The 19,026-nt window shown below is 31.9% G+C and carries 22 protein-coding genes and 1 pseudogene; 13 read left to right on the top strand and 10 right to left on the bottom strand.

Features of this window, described 5'->3' with window-relative positions; genetic code table 11:
* Positions 1-201 precede the first annotated feature (201 nt).
* Entirely contained in the window at positions 202-615 is a 414-nt protein-coding gene (locus COE53_RS17560) for a hypothetical protein (protein WP_069033283.1), read from the top strand.
* A 142-nt stretch (positions 616-757) separates the two neighbouring features.
* Here COE53_RS17560 and COE53_RS17555 read toward each other — a convergent pair whose 3' ends face one another.
* From COE53_RS17555 to COE53_RS17535, 6 genes are all read right to left on the bottom strand, one after another.
* A complete protein-coding gene (locus COE53_RS17555; RefSeq protein ID WP_069033282.1) occupies positions 758-2,269 on the bottom strand; it encodes a flavin monoamine oxidase family protein in 1,512 nt (503 codons plus the stop codon).
* 159 nt (positions 2,270-2,428) lie between these two features.
* Positions 2,429-2,569: a lmo0937 family membrane protein gene (locus COE53_RS23745; RefSeq protein WP_170927396.1), complete on the bottom strand. Its 141-nt coding sequence runs from the start codon at positions 2,567-2,569 to the stop codon at positions 2,429-2,431.
* Between the two features lie 115 nt (positions 2,570-2,684).
* On the bottom strand, positions 2,685-3,506 hold the full coding sequence (nadE, locus tag COE53_RS17550; protein WP_069033281.1) for an ammonia-dependent NAD(+) synthetase: 822 nt from the start codon (positions 3,504-3,506) through the stop codon (positions 2,685-2,687).
* Complete coding sequence (gene nadD, locus COE53_RS17545) at positions 3,503-4,132, bottom strand: nicotinate (nicotinamide) nucleotide adenylyltransferase (protein WP_069033280.1); 630 nt, start codon at positions 4,130-4,132, stop codon at positions 3,503-3,505. Before nadD ends, nadE begins: the two co-directional genes overlap by 4 nt.
* A complete protein-coding gene (locus COE53_RS17540) occupies positions 4,125-5,594 on the bottom strand; it encodes a nicotinate phosphoribosyltransferase (protein ID WP_069033279.1) in 1,470 nt (489 codons plus the stop codon). Before COE53_RS17540 ends, nadD begins: the two co-directional genes overlap by 8 nt.
* Entirely contained in the window at positions 5,591-6,142 is a 552-nt protein-coding gene (locus tag COE53_RS17535; protein WP_069033278.1) for a cysteine hydrolase family protein, read from the bottom strand. The genes COE53_RS17540 and COE53_RS17535 overlap by 4 nt, the downstream gene beginning before the upstream one ends.
* 265 nt (positions 6,143-6,407) lie before the next feature.
* On the opposite strand from COE53_RS17535, the gene COE53_RS17530 reads away from it, so the two are divergent.
* The 3 genes and pseudogenes from COE53_RS17530 (at position 6,408) to COE53_RS17520 (ending at position 8,427) form a co-directional block, all read left to right on the top strand.
* The gene (locus COE53_RS17530) at positions 6,408-6,857 is read left to right on the top strand and encodes a GNAT family N-acetyltransferase (RefSeq protein ID WP_069033277.1); all 450 of its coding nucleotides are present in this window, start codon (positions 6,408-6,410) and stop codon (positions 6,855-6,857) included.
* Between the two features lie 110 nt (positions 6,858-6,967).
* Positions 6,968-7,183: pseudogene (locus COE53_RS17525) on the top strand (RtcB family protein); the annotation flags it as partial.
* A gap of 284 nt (positions 7,184-7,467) precedes the next feature.
* Positions 7,468-8,427: an RtcB family protein gene (locus COE53_RS17520; RefSeq protein ID WP_091024306.1), complete on the top strand. Its 960-nt coding sequence runs from the start codon at positions 7,468-7,470 to the stop codon at positions 8,425-8,427.
* 32 nt (positions 8,428-8,459) lie between these two features.
* On the opposite strand, the gene COE53_RS17515 is transcribed toward COE53_RS17520, so the two are convergent.
* The gene (locus COE53_RS17515; protein WP_091024310.1) at positions 8,460-8,948 is read right to left on the bottom strand and encodes a GNAT family N-acetyltransferase; all 489 of its coding nucleotides are present in this window, start codon (positions 8,946-8,948) and stop codon (positions 8,460-8,462) included.
* A 146-nt stretch (positions 8,949-9,094) separates the two neighbouring features.
* On the opposite strand from COE53_RS17515, the gene COE53_RS17510 reads away from it, so the two are divergent.
* From COE53_RS17510 to COE53_RS17500, 3 genes are all read left to right on the top strand, one after another.
* The gene (locus COE53_RS17510; protein ID WP_069033275.1) at positions 9,095-9,457 is read left to right on the top strand and encodes a VOC family protein; all 363 of its coding nucleotides are present in this window, start codon (positions 9,095-9,097) and stop codon (positions 9,455-9,457) included.
* Between the two features lie 28 nt (positions 9,458-9,485).
* Complete coding sequence (locus tag COE53_RS17505) at positions 9,486-10,007, top strand: hypothetical protein (RefSeq protein WP_091024312.1); 522 nt, start codon at positions 9,486-9,488, stop codon at positions 10,005-10,007.
* Positions 10,008-10,147: 140 nt separating this feature from the next.
* Positions 10,148-10,912 carry a 2-phosphosulfolactate phosphatase gene (locus tag COE53_RS17500; RefSeq protein ID WP_098948464.1) on the top strand — a complete coding sequence of 255 codons (765 nt, stop codon included), beginning with the start codon at positions 10,148-10,150 and terminating at the stop codon, positions 10,910-10,912.
* A 21-nt stretch (positions 10,913-10,933) separates the two neighbouring features.
* On the opposite strand, the gene COE53_RS17495 is transcribed toward COE53_RS17500, so the two are convergent.
* Positions 10,934-12,193 (bottom strand): TolB family protein, encoded by a 1,260-nt coding sequence (locus tag COE53_RS17495; RefSeq protein ID WP_091024315.1) that lies wholly within the window; start codon positions 12,191-12,193, stop codon positions 10,934-10,936.
* A gap of 139 nt (positions 12,194-12,332) precedes the next feature.
* Between COE53_RS17495 and COE53_RS17490 the strand changes: the two genes are divergently transcribed.
* On the top strand, positions 12,333-12,749 hold the full coding sequence (locus COE53_RS17490; RefSeq protein WP_098948463.1) for an NUDIX hydrolase: 417 nt from the start codon (positions 12,333-12,335) through the stop codon (positions 12,747-12,749).
* Positions 12,750-12,796: 47 nt separating this feature from the next.
* Here COE53_RS17490 and hpt read toward each other — a convergent pair whose 3' ends face one another.
* The gene (gene hpt, locus COE53_RS17485; protein ID WP_091024319.1) at positions 12,797-13,324 is read right to left on the bottom strand and encodes a hypoxanthine phosphoribosyltransferase; all 528 of its coding nucleotides are present in this window, start codon (positions 13,322-13,324) and stop codon (positions 12,797-12,799) included.
* A gap of 163 nt (positions 13,325-13,487) precedes the next feature.
* Between hpt and COE53_RS17480 the strand changes: the two genes are divergently transcribed.
* Positions 13,488-15,026 (top strand): FAD-dependent oxidoreductase, encoded by a 1,539-nt coding sequence (locus COE53_RS17480; protein ID WP_091024321.1) that lies wholly within the window; start codon positions 13,488-13,490, stop codon positions 15,024-15,026.
* 126 nt (positions 15,027-15,152) lie between these two features.
* Here COE53_RS17480 and COE53_RS17475 read toward each other — a convergent pair whose 3' ends face one another.
* Positions 15,153-15,692, bottom strand: a complete 540-nt coding sequence (locus COE53_RS17475) for a GNAT family N-acetyltransferase (RefSeq protein WP_098948462.1) — start codon at positions 15,690-15,692, stop codon at positions 15,153-15,155.
* Positions 15,693-15,853: 161 nt separating this feature from the next.
* Here COE53_RS17475 and COE53_RS17470 point away from each other — a divergent pair, with 161 nt between their 5' ends.
* From COE53_RS17470 to COE53_RS17455, 4 genes are all read left to right on the top strand, one after another.
* The gene (locus COE53_RS17470; protein ID WP_098948461.1) at positions 15,854-16,306 is read left to right on the top strand and encodes a VOC family protein; all 453 of its coding nucleotides are present in this window, start codon (positions 15,854-15,856) and stop codon (positions 16,304-16,306) included.
* 226 nt (positions 16,307-16,532) lie between these two features.
* Positions 16,533-16,877, top strand: a complete 345-nt coding sequence (locus tag COE53_RS17465) for an SHOCT domain-containing protein (protein ID WP_025569086.1) — start codon at positions 16,533-16,535, stop codon at positions 16,875-16,877.
* Between the two features lie 42 nt (positions 16,878-16,919).
* Positions 16,920-17,831, top strand: coding sequence for an AEC family transporter (locus COE53_RS17460; RefSeq protein WP_091024325.1), 912 nt, complete (start codon positions 16,920-16,922; stop codon positions 17,829-17,831).
* Between the two features lie 136 nt (positions 17,832-17,967).
* Entirely contained in the window at positions 17,968-18,513 is a 546-nt protein-coding gene (locus COE53_RS17455; protein WP_091024327.1) for a Gmad2 immunoglobulin-like domain-containing protein, read from the top strand.
* Positions 18,514-19,026: the final 513 nt, after the last annotated feature.

Below are 19,026 nucleotides of genomic sequence, written 5' to 3'. Positions count from 1 at the left end.
TGATTCAGTCTTTTATTTTCGAATTCAATCCCTGACTCTTGGAATTATTAAATTTATGGTCTAAAAATTTTAAAAGAGAGGCAATTCTACAAAGGAATTTCGGTTTAATAATAGAATAGTATTAGTGCCTAAAAAATTATTTTTACAATCTTGTTTAATCATGACAAAATATAAATAAGAAAAATTGAAGAGGACGGGACTATGATTAAATTTTTTAAACGACTATTTAGTAAAGAAAAAACAAATCAAGTTACATTGCCATTAAAAGAAACTCGTTCCCTATCAAAAGTGGAAATCGAATATATTATTAGTGAGTTTACTGATAAACAGAATAAATTAGTAGATGATATGAAAAAAAATTCAGTTAATAATGCCGATATTGAGTTTAATGAACTAATCACAAATAGAATCACGAATAATTTAAAGTACAGAATACCTTTTTTAGACATTGAGTTAATTTATTTAAATAATGTATTAAGAGGAAAGAAAGTAAAATCAATAAAATATAAATTGTTTCATCAAGTCAAAGATAGTGAAACGACAGAAATAACAGATATGGTTATTAATCAAGGATACTCTTTTGTTCCTTCTGTAGGTTATTTGAAAATTGGATAAAATCATGATGGAAACCCACAAGGTTATGTACTTGTGGGTTTTATGTTTTTCTTGAATTCCGTGGCATAGGGGTTTAATTAATTGAATCAAAGCATTTTGTGAACTATTGCTGTTAAGGTTATAACTTAAAAAACTCTATTGCTTAACCTTGACCATGTGTTTCAAAATTCTCATTAGCCGTTGTTTTAGGTAAATCGTTAACTTCATAAGCCACCCTTATTCCAGATTCGATTGCACCTTGAATCCAACCTGGGGCTGTAGAAGTGTGATCACCAGCAAAATGGATCAGTCCTTCTGGAGTTGATATATATGGGGCAATCTCTGTTTGCTGGTCAGGTTTGTAAATAGCAAAAGCTCCACCTGAGAAAGGATTTTCTGACCAACTAAATGTATTACCGGTAATAAACTCGTTATATATTTCTTTACCGTAAATCTTAGATAAATCTTCTAGCGCATTCTCTATTTGTTCTTTTTCAGTTAAGCTATCCCAAATTGAAGCGTTATCTTCCCATGTATAGCTTGCTAATATGACACCTGGACCTTCTGAACCAACTGATTGACTTGGGAAATAGGAATAACGAACAGGTAGATCAGAAATCATTTTTCCCCCAATAAAACCCGCTTTTTCCCAAAATCTAGTTTTAAATTGTAGACCAATTTTAGTCGAAGGAACATAATGTAATTGTCGAATTGCTTTATATTTGTTATAAGAAAATAAATCGCGTGGAATGATTTCAACGAAGTTTAGTAATGAAAAAGGTATGGTAATGATGGCTAAGTCTCCGGTTACCGTATATGCCTGAGAGGTTTGTGTATCCTCTGTATGAATAGTTACAGAAGAGGAGTCGTGTTGTTCAATTTTTTTCATTTTTTGATGGTAAATAATATTTTCTTGTAATTCAGGTAGGAATGAATACGGTAAGTGATCGTTTCCACCTTTTATTTCATAAAACTTTAGTCCAGGAGTAAATAGAATCATTACTTCTCGAAGTAAGGCAGTGAATGATAGCTCAGGAAAGCCTTCCATCCCAAGCATAACCTTAATCATATCAATAGCTCCAACTGATAATGTTCTGCCATAAGGATTATATTTCAAATAATATTCCATCGAATACCGATCAAGTAATTTAATAACGATTTCCCAATTCTTTTTTGGATTCTTTTTAATGAAGTCAGTTACAGGTTGCATGGCGTATTGAGCTAAATATTCTGCTGTTTTACCTCTTTCAGGTGGTGAAGTAGGGAAGTTTAGAATGTCTGGATTTTCTTCATAAAGTTTTTGAATGGTCCTTACATTGTTTACGAATATAATATCGTTTGGAGTGCTATTAATGAATTCTTCTACAGGAAGGTTAAATTTCTTAATATATTCTAAAACAAGTAAATGAATGGAAGGTAATCTCATAGCACCATTTTCCATATACTGTCCTGCATAAAAATTACGATTAGTAAAAATACGACCACCAATTCGATTATTTCCTTCTAGAATTGTGACTTCATGTCCTGCTCCTTTTAATAGTGAAGCAGCTACCAAACCAGATATACCAGCACCAACAATTATTATATTTTTAGGTTCAAGTGTTTTTGGAAGTCCTGTACGAATTGTTTGAAGCATTTGTTCCATTGATATAGGAGGCTCCATACTAACAGGCATAATATCGCTCCTCTTTTATTTATGACATTCATAGAAGTTTATTCAAAAATAGAGGAATATAGAAGAGGGTAAAAAACAGGATTAGGAATCGAAATGGCATAAGAAAAAGAGCTTGAAAAATCAAGCTCTTTAGTTTGTAGAAAAAGTCCTAAAGATTTGCTACTTTTTACGTCTAAATAAGTTAACGATAAAGACTATAATTGCGATAATTAATAGAATATGAATTAGTCCGCCTGCGATATGGAAAGTAAAATAACCTAATACCCATAAGATCAAAAGAATAAAAAATAAAATCCACATAATATGAACATTCCTTTCTTAATGACTGTATTATTACGTTGTCCAATTTTAACTTTCATATCCATTTATTGAGCACAAAAGTGAAAAAGCTACCTAAATAGGTAGCTTTAATGAATTAAAATTTATCAAAAACAGTGTATGGCATTTGTCTCTTATGTCTAGATTTATTAAACCATGATTCGATTTTTGCTTGAGAGTCACTATTAATTTCTTTACCTTCTAAGTAATCATCGATGTCATCATATGTAACTCCAAGAGCGACTTCATCTGCTAATTGTGGGCGATCTTCTTCAAGGTCAGCTGTTGGAACTTTTTCATATAGCTTTGGTGGGCAATTTAATTCTTTTAGTAGCATCTTTCCTTGACGCTTATTTAGACGGAATATCGGACAAAGGTCCGAACCACCATCGCCATATTTAGTATAAAAACCAGTAATCGCCTCAGCGGAATGGTCAGTGCCTAGGACAACACACCCATTCATAGCAGCAATGCTATATTGAGCTTTCATTCTTTCACGTGCTTTTTCATTCCCTTTTGCAAAATCAGTAAGGGCAACGCCAATATCTTTTAAAGTTTTTACACTAGCATCTACAGCAGCTTTAATATTCACTGTGTATGTCTTAGTTGGTTGAATAAACTTTAACGCTTCCTGGCAATCTTCTTCGTCCATTTGAACGCCATATGGTAATCGAATTGCGATAAATTGATAATTTTTTTCTGATTGCTCACTATTTAATTCATCTATTGCTATTTGTGCAAGTTTTCCTGTTAAAGTTGAATCTTGACCACCTGAAATACCTAATACAAAACCATTTAAAAAAGGATGTTTTTTAAGATAGCTTTTTAGGAAATCAACACTTATTCTTACTTCCTCTTTAGGATCGATAACTGGCTTTACTTTCATTTCTTCGACAATTTCTTTTTGTAAACTGTTCAATCTTCATTCTCCTTTTGATACAGATTGTATTTTTTTATATAAGCATAGCAATCCTCAGGTAATAAATATCTTGGCTCGCCGCCTTTAGCAAACTCTTCTCGAATATATGTTGAACTAATTTCCATCGCTAATCCTTTATCAATTAGATGAAATCTTGAACCGTTATCATTGTTTCTTAATAAGGGAGAACGAGAGATGGTCTTTAGCATATCAATTCCATCACGGGCCATTACAATGAATTTATTTTCGGAAACTAATTGATCTCCGTATTTCCATTTTCCTTCTGCTATATCTTCTAGGAGATCAGCTCCCATTATGAAATAAACTTCATCTTCATTATATTTAGCTTTAAAATGGTTCATTGTATAGTAAGTGAATACTTCCCAAGCCTCTTTACTCATTTCATAATCGTCTGCAATAAACTTTGAGTTGTTTTGAATCGCTAATTTTAACATATTCCAACGATGTTCATCAGTATTATGTAATTGTTTATCTCTTCTTTTTGAAGAGCAGGGTAAAAAGATAACTTTGTCTAATTGACAACGATGAGCAATCGTACTTGCAGTCCATAAATGAACGTTTGTAATCGGATCAAACGAACTGCCATAAATCCCAATTTTAGCCATTTTTCATTTCCTCTGTTTTCTTTCTAGCTTCTGCTATTTTTTCCATTTTGTTATCCCAACATTTTTGACTTAAGTCTACAGGATATTCTTCAGGGTTTAATGCACGCTTGTATTCTTCCCAAAGTAGACTTAAGTTGTTTTCAGCAAAATCCTGAATGTTTTTAATGGCTGGCACTTTGTAGACTAATTCACCTTTAGTAAAGATTTGATGATGAAGTTCTTTAGCTTCAAAATTAGTTACAAACTTGCTGATATATGGATGGATCGGATGGAATAACTTTATTTTTTCCTCAGACCCTGGATCTTCATCTTCTAGGGCAATATAATCAGCCTCAGCGTGATGGTTAACAGTATTAATAATTCGATACAATTTCTTAAGTCCAGGAGTTGTTACTTTTTCAGGGTTTTGAGAAATTTTTATTGTATCAATCATTTTACCATTTTCATCTTCAATACTTACTAACTTATAAACAGCTCCTAGAGCCGGTTGATCATATGCTGTAATAAGCTTTGTTCCGATTCCCCAAGAATCAATTTTTGCTCCTTGTGATTTTAAATTTAAAATTGTATATTCATCTAAATCATTCGAAGCAACAATTTTAGTATTTACGAAACCAGCTTGATCGAGCATTTTTCTAGCTTCTTTCGATAAATAGGCTAAGTCTCCACTATCTAGTCGGATAGCTGCAAAGTTAATTTTATCACCTAGTTCTTTTGCGACTTTAATCGCATTAGGCACTCCACTTTTTAGTGTATCGTATGTATCAACTAGGAATGTACAATTGTAATGACGATCTGCATATTTTTTGAAAGCTATGTATTCATCTCGATATGCTTGCACGAGCGCATGAGCGTGTGTACCTGAAACAGGAATATTAAATAATTTACCAGCACGAACGTTACTAGTTGCATGGAATCCACCAATATAAGCGGCTCTTGCTCCCCAAATGGCAGCATCAAATTCTTGGGCTCGTCTTGTTCCAAATTCCATTAACGTATCATTACCAACGATATGTTTAATTCGTGAAGCTTTAGTAGCAATTAATGTTTGGTAATTGACAATGTTTAATAACGCAGTTTCAATTAATTGTGCCTCTAATAGCGGTGCCTCAATTCTTAAGATTGGCTCATTGCCAAATACTAATTCACCTTCTTGAATTGCTCTAACTGAACCTGTGAATTTTACATTAGACAGAAATTGAATGAATTCATCTTTATATCCGAGTTCTTCTTTTAAATAGTCAAGATCTGAACTACTAAATTTAAAGTTCTGTAGATAACTGATTATTTTTTCTAAACCCGCAAAGATTGCATATCCATTTCCAAATGGGAGTTTACGAAAATAAAGTTCAAAAATAGCGTTTTTATTGTGAATATTGTCACCCCAATAAGTTTCCGCCATATTAATTTGATATAGGTCTGTATGAAGTGCAAGGCTATCATCTTGAAAGTTGTAATTCATCTTATTTCCGCCCCTAAAGTATTTTTGAAATGACTTAATGCCCATTCATGTCCAGCTGCATTAAAGCTTGCAACAGCCTGCTCGTGAACGACTATTTTATAACCCTTATTATAAGCATCGACCGCTGTATGTAATACACAAATATCAGTGCAAACTCCTATTAAATGAAGTTCATTAATGCCTCTTTCATTTAGTTTTATCTCAAGTTCTGTTCCTGCAAAAGCAGAGTAACGAGTTTTATCGATCCATTGAATAGTTGAATTGCCTTTCGATGAATTGTATAAATCCATTAATCCACCATATAAATCTCTTCCTTTAGTATGTCTAATATTATGAGGTGGAAATAATTTTGTTTCGGGATGAAACGGATCATTCTCATCATGGACGTCTACTGCAAATACAACGTAATCTTGATTTTTAATGAAATTTTTTGTTAATTGAAGAATACTTTGTTCTATTTCCTGTGCCGGTTTACCACAAGTTAATGAACCAGCATCTGCTACAAAGTCATTCGTATAATCAATAATAATGAGCGCTTTTTTATCCATTTATTGTCACCCCAAGTGTAAGCATGTTAATTTCTTCACATAATAGAAAAAATTAAATTAGTTTTTCATCTTCAATCTTATTATAAGTTAATTCATATGAAAACCTAAATTTTGGAAATTTATTAGATCATTTTTATATTATTAACTTTACAATTAAAAATTACTATTTTTCGTACGTTTTGTACCCTGTGTAGCGATTAGAGGAAATTAATGAAATATACCGAACTAACTAATAGATTAATTATTAGTTAGAAGAGGTGACATGATGGAAGTAGTTCGTGCAAAATCAGAACATATTACAGATGTAGCAAATTTATTTGATCAGTACAGAATGTTTTATAAACAAGAAAGTAATTTAAACGGAGCGATTGATTTTATAACGGAACGAATCAAAACACAAGATTCTGTTATTTTTCTTGTGAAGGAAGAAGATCAATCTATGGGATTTACTCAGTTATATCCTTCATTTTCTTCTGTATCAATGAAAAAGCTATGGATATTAAATGACTTATATGTAACTGAAACGGCAAGGAAAAAAGGAGTAGCTCAATTGTTGTTAGATGCAGCAAAGAAATTTGCAATCGTATCGAAAGCAAAAGCATTGGATTTACAAACTGCTATTGATAATAAATCGGCACAAGCATTGTATGAAAAAAATGGCTATCAAGTTGATAAAGAATTTCTTTCGTATTCATTAAATTTAGAAAATCAATAAAATAGATGAAATCTTTAGAGTAAATCGTCAAAAAAGAACTATTATAAAGCGCTTTGAAATAGTTTAATAAAGTCATGCCTTAAAATAAAACTAACTTGAAGGAGAAGACAATGCTTACAGTTAAAGGCTCATTTAATGAAGCTAAAATATTTACAGATAATGTGGAACAAGGAGCAATTGGGCAAATTATTGAACTATGTAATCAAGAGTTCGTGAAAAGTTCTAAAATTAGAATTATGCCAGATACTCATGCAGGTAAGGGATGCACGATTGGAACGACAATGACGATTCAAGATAAAATCGTTCCAAATCTCGTTGGGGTTAACTAAAACGGCTCCAACGTAAAAAAACTCGCTCAATTGCTGGAAACCCTAACGTAAAATATAGTCGAGGGCAATCAGCAGCCAGAGGTTATGGTGACATAATCAAATGGTTCAGAGACTTGCACGTTGTTAGCAGACGACCTGTGCAGAATTATTCTCCTTCTAATGTCGGATAGAATAATTAACACGGCGAGCCTACAAAAGGAGCTGCATACTCCGATGATTGTAGAGAAGGTATAGTCCACTCTCTAAGAAATTAGAGGTTAAAGTACGATATAGGTTGCGGAATGGAAACAATAAGAGTTTCACAAAAAGAAATTGATTTTCAAAAACTAGATGCAGTCATTCGTAAACATGTTCCATCAGGGTTTTCAATTCGAAATAATAAGCATGAGTTTGTGAAGAAAATTGATTTTTCAAAGCTGCACTGCTTTAAAGAATTAAATGAAACAAGAACAAAGCTTAGCTTAGGTTCACTTGGTGGCGGAAATCATTTTATTGAGTGCAATGTTGACGAAGACGGAAATATTTATTTTGTTATTCACTCTGGAAGCCGAAATTTAGGTAAAGTTGTAGCGGAATTTTATCAGAAAAAAGCGTATGAATTATTAAAAAGCCAGTCAGAAAATCGTTCTAAAGTCATTCAGCAATTAAGGGATGAAGGCCGTGAAAAAGAAATTGAGACTGCTTTAAAAAGTCTTCCGTCGCAATATATTCCAAAGGATTTAGCTTATTTAGAAGGAGTTTGGTTTGATCGATATATGCATGATATGGCAATTGCCCAAGAATATGCTTTATGGAACCGGAAGGCAATGATGGATGAAATCGTAAAGAATATGGATTTAACAGTTGTTGAACAATTTACGACTGTCCATAATTATATTGATATCGAAAATATGATTCTTCGTAAAGGGGCAATTTCCGCTCAAAAAGGTGAGAAAGTATTGATTCCGATCAACATGCGAGATGGAAGTTTAATTGCAATTGGAAAAGGAAATCCAGATTGGAACTATTCGGCTCCTCATGGTGCAGGTCGAATTCTTAGTCGTTCAAAAGCAAAGGCAACTCTTTCGCTTGATGAATTTAAAGAAACCATGAAGGATGTTTGGAGTACTTCAGTTTTAGAGAGTACACTTGACGAAAGTCCAATGGCTTATAAGGAAATGAAAGAAATCATTGAAAATACTAAGGATGCAATCGAAGTTATTAAAGTCATTAAACCACTTTATAATTTCAAAGCAAATTAAATAAGCCACCTAAAAGGTGGCTTTAATTTAAATTAATTTTCTATCATTTCACCTGTATCAAACTCTTGAATTGTCTTTTTATTCTCATCAATTCTTTCAGTAAAATTCCCTTTTGTATAATAATTAATTACTTTTCTCCAGAATGCCTTAGCAGGTTCATTTTTTTCAATTTGTGAGATACTCCATTTTCCAGGAAACAGATTGAAAAGTTCTATTGCTACCTTTTTACCAAAACCATGCCCTTTATATTTTTCAATTATAAAAAACTCTTCTATACAATTTGAATTGGATTCTAATAAAGTTTCAATCAAAGCGAAACCGATTAATTCTTCTTTATTCAACACAAAAAAAGCGTGATAATCCTGTTCCTGCCAGTATTTTTCTAAGTTAAACTTATGAAAAGATCCATTTTCTCCGAGTTTAATTACTGGAAGATATTTAGTAAATTCATAAATATAAAATTGCATCAAATTATGTAATTTTGATTCTTCGGCTTTTTTTACTTTAACAATCTTTATCAAAAATTTCCCCTCCAATTTCTAGTTTCAATATTTATAAATAATTGACTAATTACAGTAAAATCCCTTTATTTTTAGCATGAAATATAAAAGGAAATAGTTTATAAGTGTTGAATAAATAGTGTGTAGTAAAAAAGGAGGACTTAGCTATGTCAGAGCATTTTAAAAGAATTGATACAGTTTTTCTGCAAGTAATTGATTTTGAGAAAGCAGTAGATTGGTATTGCTCGGTATTGGGTTTTACGGTTAGATGGAATGATCCGATAAATGGATATGCAGCATTAAATATTGGCGAAACACCATTAACTTTAGTTAGAAAAACTAATCAACTAGAAAATCCAAATAAGCATATGAGTTTTAATTTTTATACTCCAAATATCGAACAAGCTTATAATCATTTAAAAGAACATGATGTAGAAGTAGAGAAATTAAATGAAGATGGAACATTTAAATGGTTTGAATTCAAAGATTTAGAAGGAAATCGTTTAGGTGTATGCTCTTTTCCTGAATAAAATTAATTTCTAAATAAGGAAGTTTTATATGAATAAAAAAGTTATTACATATGTGCTAATTTTTATAGCGTTAGTGAGCATATTTACTTACATATCAATAAATTTTAATTCAAAAGAAAAGGCTGTTAGTTTCGCTATTCATAAGGATTTACCAGAACTTAAAAAAGTGGACTATGAATTGGTTAAAATCCCGAATAGTCCATACATTCTATGTATTACTAATATACCGCATAGTATATATATATTTAAAACATCATCGTTTTTAAATATGAATTTTGCTTCGATTTCAGGTGCAGAGCATTTGTATGCCGGAGATGGGAAGGGAATGCATTTTTTAAATGATTATCTAATTTATGGATTTGATAAAGATCGCCCTCAAGGAAAAGCAATTTATGTAGATGGTGAAAAGATGAGAACTGTGTATTTGAACAAGTACTTTAAAACAAGTAAATATAAGATGAATTATAAAGATTTAGTCTTTTATTATCCTAATAAGCCAATGAAGACAACTAAAAATAGCCTAGGGTATACAGAAGTTACATATCGTTAATCGTTTCAGACTGCTAGTCAAACATTTGCAATAAGTCTGAAAATCTAATACTTTGTCTCCACACTAGTGCAATACTTTAAAAGAGTATTGCTTTTTCTATGTATGACGATTTTAAAAGATTAATAAAGGGGAATGAGAACATGTTCGATCAATCAAATTATGAATGTCGTGTAGAGTGGGGAAAAAGGGGAGCTAGGGAAGCAGCGGAACGCGGGGATATAACGATTATTGTTGATGTTCTTAGTTTTTCATCGACTGTTGTTTCAGCAGTATTTCAAAAAGCAATCGTCTATCCATATCCACCAAATTTAGATGGGAAAGCTTATGCTAAAAAGATTGGAGCGGAGTATATTTTAGGAAGAAATGAAGCGGCAGTTTTAGGGAAGGCAACACTTTCGCCGGTCTCATTTAATGAACGTCATGCCAATCATAAATTTGTTTTATGTTCTCTAAATGGGGCATTTTGTTCATGGATCGCTTCAAAGGTGCCAGCGTTATTGATTGGTTCTTTACTTAATGCTTCTGCGGTTGCAAGTTTGGCTAATCGCCTAAAAAAAGAAAAAAATGTTAATATAACAGTCATTCCGTGCGGTGAAGTTTGGAATGATTTACATGAAAATGAGGATGCGTTGCGACCTTCTATTGAAGATTATTTAGGAGCAGGAGCAATTTTGTCAGAATTAGAAGGAACAAAATCACCAGAAGCGGAAGTTTGTATTGGCGCGTTTCTTCACTCAAAACATAAAATTAAAGAATTGATTTGGGAATGCGGAAGTGGAAGAGAACTGAGAATGAAGGGCTTTGAAGAAGATGTTACGCATTGTAGTCAATTAAACCATTTTAAAGTAGTACCAGTTTTACAAATTGATTGCTTCGTTAATGGTCTTGAAATAGAAAAAGGATGAAAAATTTCATCCTCATCCTTTTTACCTCTCAAAAATAGAATATGAACTAACATTTTTTAATAAAATTTCAGGTTTACTACCATCCAGATTGGCGATCCATACATTACCGACAACATCTAATTCGCCTTTTCTAGTCCACGTTATTTTATTGGTAGTCTTAGAGTAGACTGGATTATAATCGCCTTTTCCAGTTGGTGGATTCGTTATTTTTAATTGTTTATGAGTAGAAAGATTAATCACATTTAATGATGGTTTTGGTCGTTTCTTTTCATCATTTGACCACTCACTTTCTTTTACTCTTGAAACAACAATCGATGTATCATCACACCATGTAAATCCTAATTCAGCGTAATGTGGCGGTGTTAAATTTGTTGATGTAAATGCAGGCATTTCAGTAATATTCATCTTCTTATTTTTGTAGCCGAAAACTAATCTGCCTCCACCTGCAATGTATCCTAATATATTTTTAGTTTGAGCCCATTTTGGATTATCTAAATGTAAAATAATTTCATCTTGAACTTCAAAAACTTTTCCATCTGAAGAAATGATACAAAGCATGTCGCTATCCATAGACCAAGAAGCTGTTGGGTTAACGATAAAAGAGATCCATTTTTGATCAGGCGAAAATTGAAATGTTGACGCATTTATGGACGGAATGGAAGTATTGCCTTTTGTTAAGGTTTTAGGGACAACGAAAAATTGTTTTACAGTGTTTGTTGCGCTAGAAATATTTTTTAAATCATTTGGTAAAGTGATTTTATATAAAACTGGGTTTGTCCAACCGTCCGGATTTAGTGCTGCGGCTGATGAAGCTATAAAGCCTTTACCGTTTGGAATCCAATTATAATCATCAACACCTAGTGCAATATTGTAAAAATTTTTAAAATCAGAAACGTTCAACACACCACTATCTAGAAATGCAAAAATATTTTTAGTAGGGGACCATTTTGGATTCTCACCATCGGAAATGATCCTTTGTTCTTTTTTTGTTTTCATATTATAAATCCATATTTCTGAGCGAGTAGGATATGATGCTGTAGGACCAGTAGGTATTTCTTTTTGGTACATTAAATAATTTCCATCAAATGACCACTCGGGTTGATTCGTATAAACCCCTTTTGCTTTTGTTATTTTTTCCTCTTTATTATTTATTTTTATCCAAACAAATCCATCGCGAATAAACGCAATTTTTAATGGTTTAGCAGTAGTTTCCGCGTAACTATAGTTCGGAATAATTAAACAAACAACGATCAAGAAAATGAGTAGTAATTTGCGATTCATAAATTCACCCCGTTTACTAATTTTGAGTTATTTTTCCCAAGAAATTATATAAATATCAAAGGGACCGTATTCAACAAGATAAAATATTAAATGATCGAATAGCTAGATTATATAAAGTAACTAAAAGAGGTGACTATTCATGGAGAAATGGATTGGGGCAACGGGTATTTGTATTAATCATAAAGGGCAGATATTAATGGTACTTCAAGGCAAGCCTGACGAACATAAGCTTTGGGCTGCTCCATCAGGCGGTTTAGAACAAAATGAATCGATTGAAGAGTGTTGTAAAAGAGAGCTACTCGAAGAAACAGGATATGAAGTTGAAATAATTAAGCAATTGTTTATTAAAGATAGAATCTCGTATGGTTTTCAAGTAGAAGTACATTATTTTGAAGTTAGAATTATTGGTGGCTATGCTAAAATTCAAGACCCTGATCAATTAATATATGATATTGCTTGGAAATCAGCAGATGAAATTATTGAGTTAGAGCTTAGTTTTCCAGAGGATCGAAACTTACTAATCGACTTAATTAATAAAAAAGTTAACAAGAAATAAAAAAAAGCCGTTTGATAAAAAAATCAAACGGCATTTTTAAAATTAAATTAATATTCTTCTACTGTTGCGATATACGGTAGATTTCGATACTGCTGTGCATAATCAATTCCATAGCCAACAATAAACTCATCTGGAATGACAAAACCTACATAATCAACTGGTAGATCGATTTTTCTTCTTTCAGGTTTATCTAATAAAGTACAAATCTTAATCGACTTTGGCTTATGCATTTGAAGATGGTCACGTAAAAAGTGCAATGTTAGACCACTATCAATGATATCTTCAATTACTACCACGTTTTTATCTGTGATATTCTCATCTAAATCTTTTAACAATCTTACTTTTCCAGTTGATTCAGTTTGATTACTATAGCTAGAAACAGAAATAAAGTCTACATTAATATTACTTTTCATTTCACGAACTAAATCTGCTGCAAATACAAATGATCCTTTTAAAACAACTACAAGGATTAGTGGTTCGTTATTAAAGTCATGTTCAATTTGATTGGCAAGTGCTTTTACTCTATTTTTTAAATCAGTTTCAGAAATTAAAGTGTCTTTTATTCTATAAGCCATGTAAATTACCTTCTTTACTTAATTTTTTACTTTGTTAGATAAGCATTCATCATTATCTCCATTTTAACAATATTTACTAAATAGTAGTATTGAAAAGTTAGTTTAATGAACATCCATCAATTTGGTAATAATAACCACATAACATAAATGGAGGTATTCAAAGATGAATGAAAAGATTGATTATAATGGCTTGCCGAAGCATTCAAAGCCAATATGGAGAAGTGGACTAAATATTCCTACTTTTGTTCCGTTTAACGATGATGAAGAGTTTGATGCTGTAATCGTTGGTGCCGGAATTACGGGAATTTCAACCGCATATTTTTTAACACAAGCGGGTATGAAGGTCGCTTTAATTGAAGCGAATAAAATAATTAATGGAACAACGGGCCATACGACTGCAAAAGTAACAGCACAGCATGATTTAATATATGATGAGCTAATCCAACATTTTGGATTAGAAAAGACAAAAATCTTTTATCATTCTACTAAAAATGCAATGGATTTTATAAAAAAATATACGAGTGATAATCAAATAGAATGTAATTATGAGACACAAGATGCAACCATTTATACGACTTCAGATGATTATGTAAGGAATCTAGAAAATGAATTGAAAGCTTATGAAAAATTAGGAATCGACTCATTTGGAGCAGTAAAAACATTATTACCCTTTGATACAAAATATTCGATTACAATGAGGGATCAAGCTCAGTTTCACCCACTAAAATACTTGATTCATTTATTAAAAGCTTCAATTGAAAACGGATTAAAGGTTTATGAAGAAACTGTCGTTATTGACGTTGAAACAGGTAACACCCCAGTCGTAGTCACTCAAAGTGGAAGAAAAATAAAATGTAAGCATGTGGTAAGTGCATCCCATTTTCCTTTTTACGATGGTAATCAATTCTTTTTTACGAAATTACATGCAGATCGTTCATATGCCTTAGCTGCAAAAGTAAAAACAGCATATCCAGGAGGCATGTACATAAGTGCGGAAAATCCGAAAAGGTCTCTAAGATCCTTTAAATTTAATAATGAAGAACTAGTACTAATTGGTGGAGAAAGTCATAAAACTGGAGTAGAAACTCGTACTATGAGTTTTTATGAAAATTTAAAACTTTTTGGGGAAGAAACCTTTGGAATTGAAGATGTATTATTCAGATGGTCTACCCAAGATTTAATTACTTTAGATAAAATGCCTTATATTGGTAGACTATCGTCAAAACATCAAAATATTTACGTAGCCACTGGTTTCCGTAAATGGGGGATGACAAGTGGAACAGTCTCTGCGCAGTTAATAAGTAATTTAATTTTAGGAAAAGAAGCTGTTGATGCTGATGTGTTCACTCCTTCGAGATTTCAAGCAGACCCTAGTATCAAGCATTTCTTAATGCAAAACCTAGATGTAGCTAAACATTTAATTGAAGGAAAATTAGAGCCTGTTTCTAGAAAAATAGAAGAGTTATACAATGATGAGGGCTCAGTTGTAACACTAGATGGTAAAAGAGTTGGAGCATATAAAGATGTAAATGGTAAAGTTCATTGTGTAGATACAACTTGTACTCATTTAGGTTGTGAGGTCGAGTGGAATAATGGTGAAAAATCATGGGATTGTCCTTGCCATGGCTCAAGGTTTTCAATTTATGGCGAAGTATTAGAAGGACCAGCCGATCAACCTTTAAAACAAGTTTTTGTTCAATAACTAAAAATATTAGATTATGAGGGATTTCTCAAATAGTGAGAGATCCCTTATTAATTGCCAGTAGTTAACCATTATATCTCCAATGATAATCTATTCAAAAATGTCTTAGCAATTTGTGATGAAAATTTAGTCTGAAACGTACTCCATCACATAACAATCTCTATGTTCGCCTTCATGTAACTCATGTTTCGGAAGTAATCGAATTTTTTTAAATCCACATTTTTCATAGCATTTAATCGCACGTACATTCCATGTTTGTGGATCTACTACTACTTTTTTTGCGTTTTGTTTATTCACTAAGTATTTCACCATCGATGAGACAAGTAAACTTCCAATTCCACGATTCCAAAAATCAATTTCACCAATAAATTGATCCATTCCGTAAATAACTTCACTTGTATTTTCATAACCATATTCAATTTTTGATTCATTGTCTAATTTATAAAATTGTATATAGCCTATCTCAATATTTTCATAAACTACAATACACATTTGAATAGAGGGATCTTTCGTAAAAAATATATTTTTTACTTTTTCATCGTCGAACGGATGATCACGACCTTCATAATATTGAAGAACTTTTGGATTCGAAAGCCATTTTGCTAGAAGGGGAACATCACTTTCTTTTAATTGACGAATAGTAAGCTTATTTGATTGGAAGATCACTTACAAACCTCCTTACAATTGGAATTAAAGTTAATTAAATCATATCATCTTGGAGATATTCTCGAGGAGTTGTAAATTCAGAATTTTTTATAATAAATAGCCTAATGCTAAAATATAAATACTTACGAAATTACTTTATTCTGATGAGAGGAGAAAAAGCGATGATTAAAAGTATATATGAAACTCATTTAGAAGTGAGAAATTTAGAAGAATCCATTATGTTTTACGAAAAACTAGGTATTAAGCTCGCTCATAAAATTGAAGGAAGAAGAGTTGCTTTCTTTTTTATTGGTGAAGGCAAACAAATGCTCGGACTTTGGGAGGTAGAGAAAGGTAAGGAATTTCACAAAGGCCACTTTGCTTTTGGCGTAAGTCTTTATGAACTAGAGAATAGTATTGAATGGCTTAAAGTGAGAGGGATAAAACCAACTGAAAACTTTTTTGGATTAAATCCAATTGAACCTGTAGTACATACTTGGATGCCAGCAGCAAGTGTTTATTTCCGAGATCCTGATGGAAATAGTTTAGAGTTTATTTCGCTACTTGATGGAGAATCAGTAAAAACAAATGAGGTTTTGTATTTAAGTGAATGGAAAGAAAAATTTTCAAAATAACTCGTTGATAGAAGTTTGAAAAAATGTTGTTAAATCATTTTAAATAACGTGATAAAAAAAATAAAAATTCCACCTAAATAGGTGGTTTTTTATTTTTGCAATAGGTATTTAAACATAATTTGTCGAATATAGTTATTTCGAAAGCAAAATAATATTTTATTTAATTTTAAGATCAAAGCTTCTATTTCATTCAGAATTTAACTTTAAAATGAAAAGAGGTGGAAACTTGAGAAAGATTCGAGTTAAACCAAGTAAAGGGCAGTCATTTTTTGGTTTAATGATTGGCATTATTTTTATTGTCCTCGGTTTTACGATTGTAATACCAAAAGCTGGTTTGATCGGATTGATATGGATCGGAATTGCGTTAATGATTACCATAATCAATGGATACAACGTTTTTAGTAATCGTGGTATATCTAATTATGAAGTAAATGTTGAAGAGTATATTACAAGAGAGAAAGAGGACTTTGAAGTGAAACTTCGTAAATTAAGTAAATTAAAAAATGACGGGGTAATCACAGAAAATGAGTTTCAGAAACAAAAGGAAAAAATTTTTAACCGAGATATGTAGAGATAATAATAAGCGGTTGATCATCTGAAAGAAGGAAAAGAAATGGTAATAAAATTACTACTAGAAGTTATGCTTCCTCTATTTTTTTATGTTTTATTAGGTTATTTATTTAATCGCCTTTTTAAACTTCACTTACGTACTTTAACAACCCTCTTAGTTTATTTATTTCTTCCAGTCGCAGTATTTATGAAAATATATGATAGTCCGTTATCTGGTAAAGTTGCAGGTATTGTTTTATTTTACTTGGTTATTCAATTTGTCTTTATGTCGCTAATTTCAACATTAATATGTAGATGGCGAGGAATTGAAAAATCTATGCAAGGTACATTTGCGAATAGCATCGCGTTAAATAATTCAGGAAATCTTGGATTGCCAGTAAATGCGTTAGTTTTTAAAAATGATCCTTTTGCATTGAGTATTGGAGTTTTAATCGTTTTGTTTCAAAATATCATGACATTTACTGTTGGGGTATATAATGCAGAGGCTTCAGTTCAAATGAAAGAAGCAATTATGAAAATGCTAAAGCTACCAATCATATATAGTGTAGTACTTGGCTTTATTCTTCAACTATCTCATGTGAAATTAAATCATGAATTGGTTACCATTTTAAATCCTATTACTGAATCATTTGCCCCATTTGCGTTAATTACACTTGGAGCTCAATTAGCTGAATCGGGGAAAGAAATTAGCTGGAACAATTTAGCGATTAGTAACTTCTTAAGATTGATTGGTGGTCCAATTATTGCATTTGCCCTTATAAAAATTTTCGGTTTTGAAGGTGTGGTTGCAAAAGCCCTTTTTATAGGTAGTGCCTTCCCAAGTTCAAGAAATAGTGCATTACTATCATTCAAAGGTCCACATGCAAATTTTGCAGCACAAACTGTCATTACTTCAACTATATTAAGTAGTCTAACTTTACCAATCGTAATACAACTTGCTAGTACATTCTTTTAATGTGTTTAAAAATTCATTCCTTTTCTTAGAAGTCCACTCGGTAAAAATGCATTTCATCTTTTGTAAAAAATAAATAGTTTGATTCAGAACAATATTTAATCTACATCAATAAATTATTTTAGAGGTGATTAATAGAATGAGAAGACTTTTATTTATTGGACTTATCATTTTAAGCATATTCTGTTTTACAAGCTGTCAGTCAAGTGACTACGGTAATGGCAAAAAGGATGATCAGTCATCACAACTTGATAAGGGCAATACACCAGATAAAGACAAAAATACTGATAAAGGAAATACACCAGATAAGGGAAATAATAATCCGCCAAAAAAGGATGAAACTAAGCCACCAGTTAAAGCCTTTACACCAGTTGAAAACGATGCATTTAAAGTCACTTCAGTCGTAAATGACACAACAGGTAAGAATGTGTTAATTGTTGAAGGGAAAGCTAGTGTTTTTGAAGCAACATTTCTTTATCGAATAGAAGATGGCCATAATGTATTAGCCGAAGGTCACACAATGGCTGATATGGGTGCTCCAGAATGGGGGAACTTTAAACTAGTAATTAATTATAATCAACCAACAAGTCCAAATGGAGTACTTACACTATATGTAGCAAGTGCAAAAGACGGCCAACCAGAACATATATTAAATATACCGATTCAGTTTCCAAATTATAAATAGGTATTTAATGAAGATTTTTAAGATGCACGAAGCCGTTGGTCCAACCAATTTTAGCTTGCAAATTGTTTAACATAAAGTCGAATATAAAATAGTCAATAGGGAATACGACATTAAATTGAACTTATTTATATATAATCATTTTTTGGATGATATATCATTGGTTTTAAATGTTAATATTTTAAGCAATTTTATGATTCAAAATCACTAGTAATGATTTTTTTCTGAAGTTAAAAATATTATGAGCAAATTATTAGAAAACAAATTCAGTTGATTGGTTTAATTAAAGTTCAATATTAGTTGACCTATAAGCTTATTAATACACCACGGTTAGGTTACTCTAAGTAAAGGCTTTTTGATTAGGGTTTATTGCAGACTTTTTTTTATGAATAAGTTGATTGGAACTAAAGGGGTGCTCGACTCCTATGGGATTAGCGGGAAGGCTGAGACCCCGCAGGCTTGCCGAGGAGGCTAAAGAATCCCGCCCCATGGAAAGCGAGCATCCTGTAATGGAAA

Source organism: Bacillus sp. AFS029533 (assembly GCF_002585125.1).
GTDB lineage: Bacteria > Bacillota > Bacilli > Bacillales > Bacillaceae_G > Gottfriedia > Gottfriedia luciferensis_B.
Note: the sequence above shows the minus strand (reverse complement) of the source record. Positions and strands in the feature narration are given on the sequence as shown.

Excerpts from the sequence above, each read along its gene's own strand:
- COE53_RS17560 (WP_069033283.1), top strand. The coding sequence starts at position 202 with ATGATTAAATTTTTTAAACGACTATTTAGTAAAGAAAAAACAAATCAA.
- COE53_RS17555 (WP_069033282.1), bottom strand. The coding sequence starts at position 2,269 with ATGCCTGTTAGTATGGAGCCTCCTATATCAATGGAACAAATGCTTCAA.
- COE53_RS23745 (WP_170927396.1), bottom strand. The coding sequence starts at position 2,569 with ATGTGGATTTTATTTTTTATTCTTTTGATCTTATGGGTATTAGGTTAT.
- nadD (WP_069033280.1), bottom strand. The coding sequence starts at position 4,132 with ATGGCTAAAATTGGGATTTATGGCAGTTCGTTTGATCCGATTACAAAC.
- COE53_RS17540 (WP_069033279.1), bottom strand. The coding sequence starts at position 5,594 with ATGAATTACAACTTTCAAGATGATAGCCTTGCACTTCATACAGACCTA.
- COE53_RS17535 (WP_069033278.1), bottom strand. The coding sequence starts at position 6,142 with ATGGATAAAAAAGCGCTCATTATTATTGATTATACGAATGACTTTGTA.
- COE53_RS17530 (WP_069033277.1), top strand. The coding sequence starts at position 6,408 with ATGGAAGTAGTTCGTGCAAAATCAGAACATATTACAGATGTAGCAAAT.
- COE53_RS17520 (WP_091024306.1), top strand. The coding sequence starts at position 7,468 with ATGGAAACAATAAGAGTTTCACAAAAAGAAATTGATTTTCAAAAACTA.
- COE53_RS17510 (WP_069033275.1), top strand. The coding sequence starts at position 9,095 with ATGTCAGAGCATTTTAAAAGAATTGATACAGTTTTTCTGCAAGTAATT.
- COE53_RS17505 (WP_091024312.1), top strand. The coding sequence starts at position 9,486 with ATGAATAAAAAAGTTATTACATATGTGCTAATTTTTATAGCGTTAGTG.
- COE53_RS17500 (WP_098948464.1), top strand. The coding sequence starts at position 10,148 with ATGTTCGATCAATCAAATTATGAATGTCGTGTAGAGTGGGGAAAAAGG.
- COE53_RS17495 (WP_091024315.1), bottom strand. The coding sequence starts at position 12,193 with ATGAATCGCAAATTACTACTCATTTTCTTGATCGTTGTTTGTTTAATT.
- COE53_RS17490 (WP_098948463.1), top strand. The coding sequence starts at position 12,333 with ATGGAGAAATGGATTGGGGCAACGGGTATTTGTATTAATCATAAAGGG.
- hpt (WP_091024319.1), bottom strand. The coding sequence starts at position 13,324 with ATGGCTTATAGAATAAAAGACACTTTAATTTCTGAAACTGATTTAAAA.
- COE53_RS17480 (WP_091024321.1), top strand. The coding sequence starts at position 13,488 with ATGAATGAAAAGATTGATTATAATGGCTTGCCGAAGCATTCAAAGCCA.
- COE53_RS17470 (WP_098948461.1), top strand. The coding sequence starts at position 15,854 with ATGATTAAAAGTATATATGAAACTCATTTAGAAGTGAGAAATTTAGAA.
- COE53_RS17460 (WP_091024325.1), top strand. The coding sequence starts at position 16,920 with ATGGTAATAAAATTACTACTAGAAGTTATGCTTCCTCTATTTTTTTAT.
- COE53_RS17455 (WP_091024327.1), top strand. The coding sequence starts at position 17,968 with ATGAGAAGACTTTTATTTATTGGACTTATCATTTTAAGCATATTCTGT.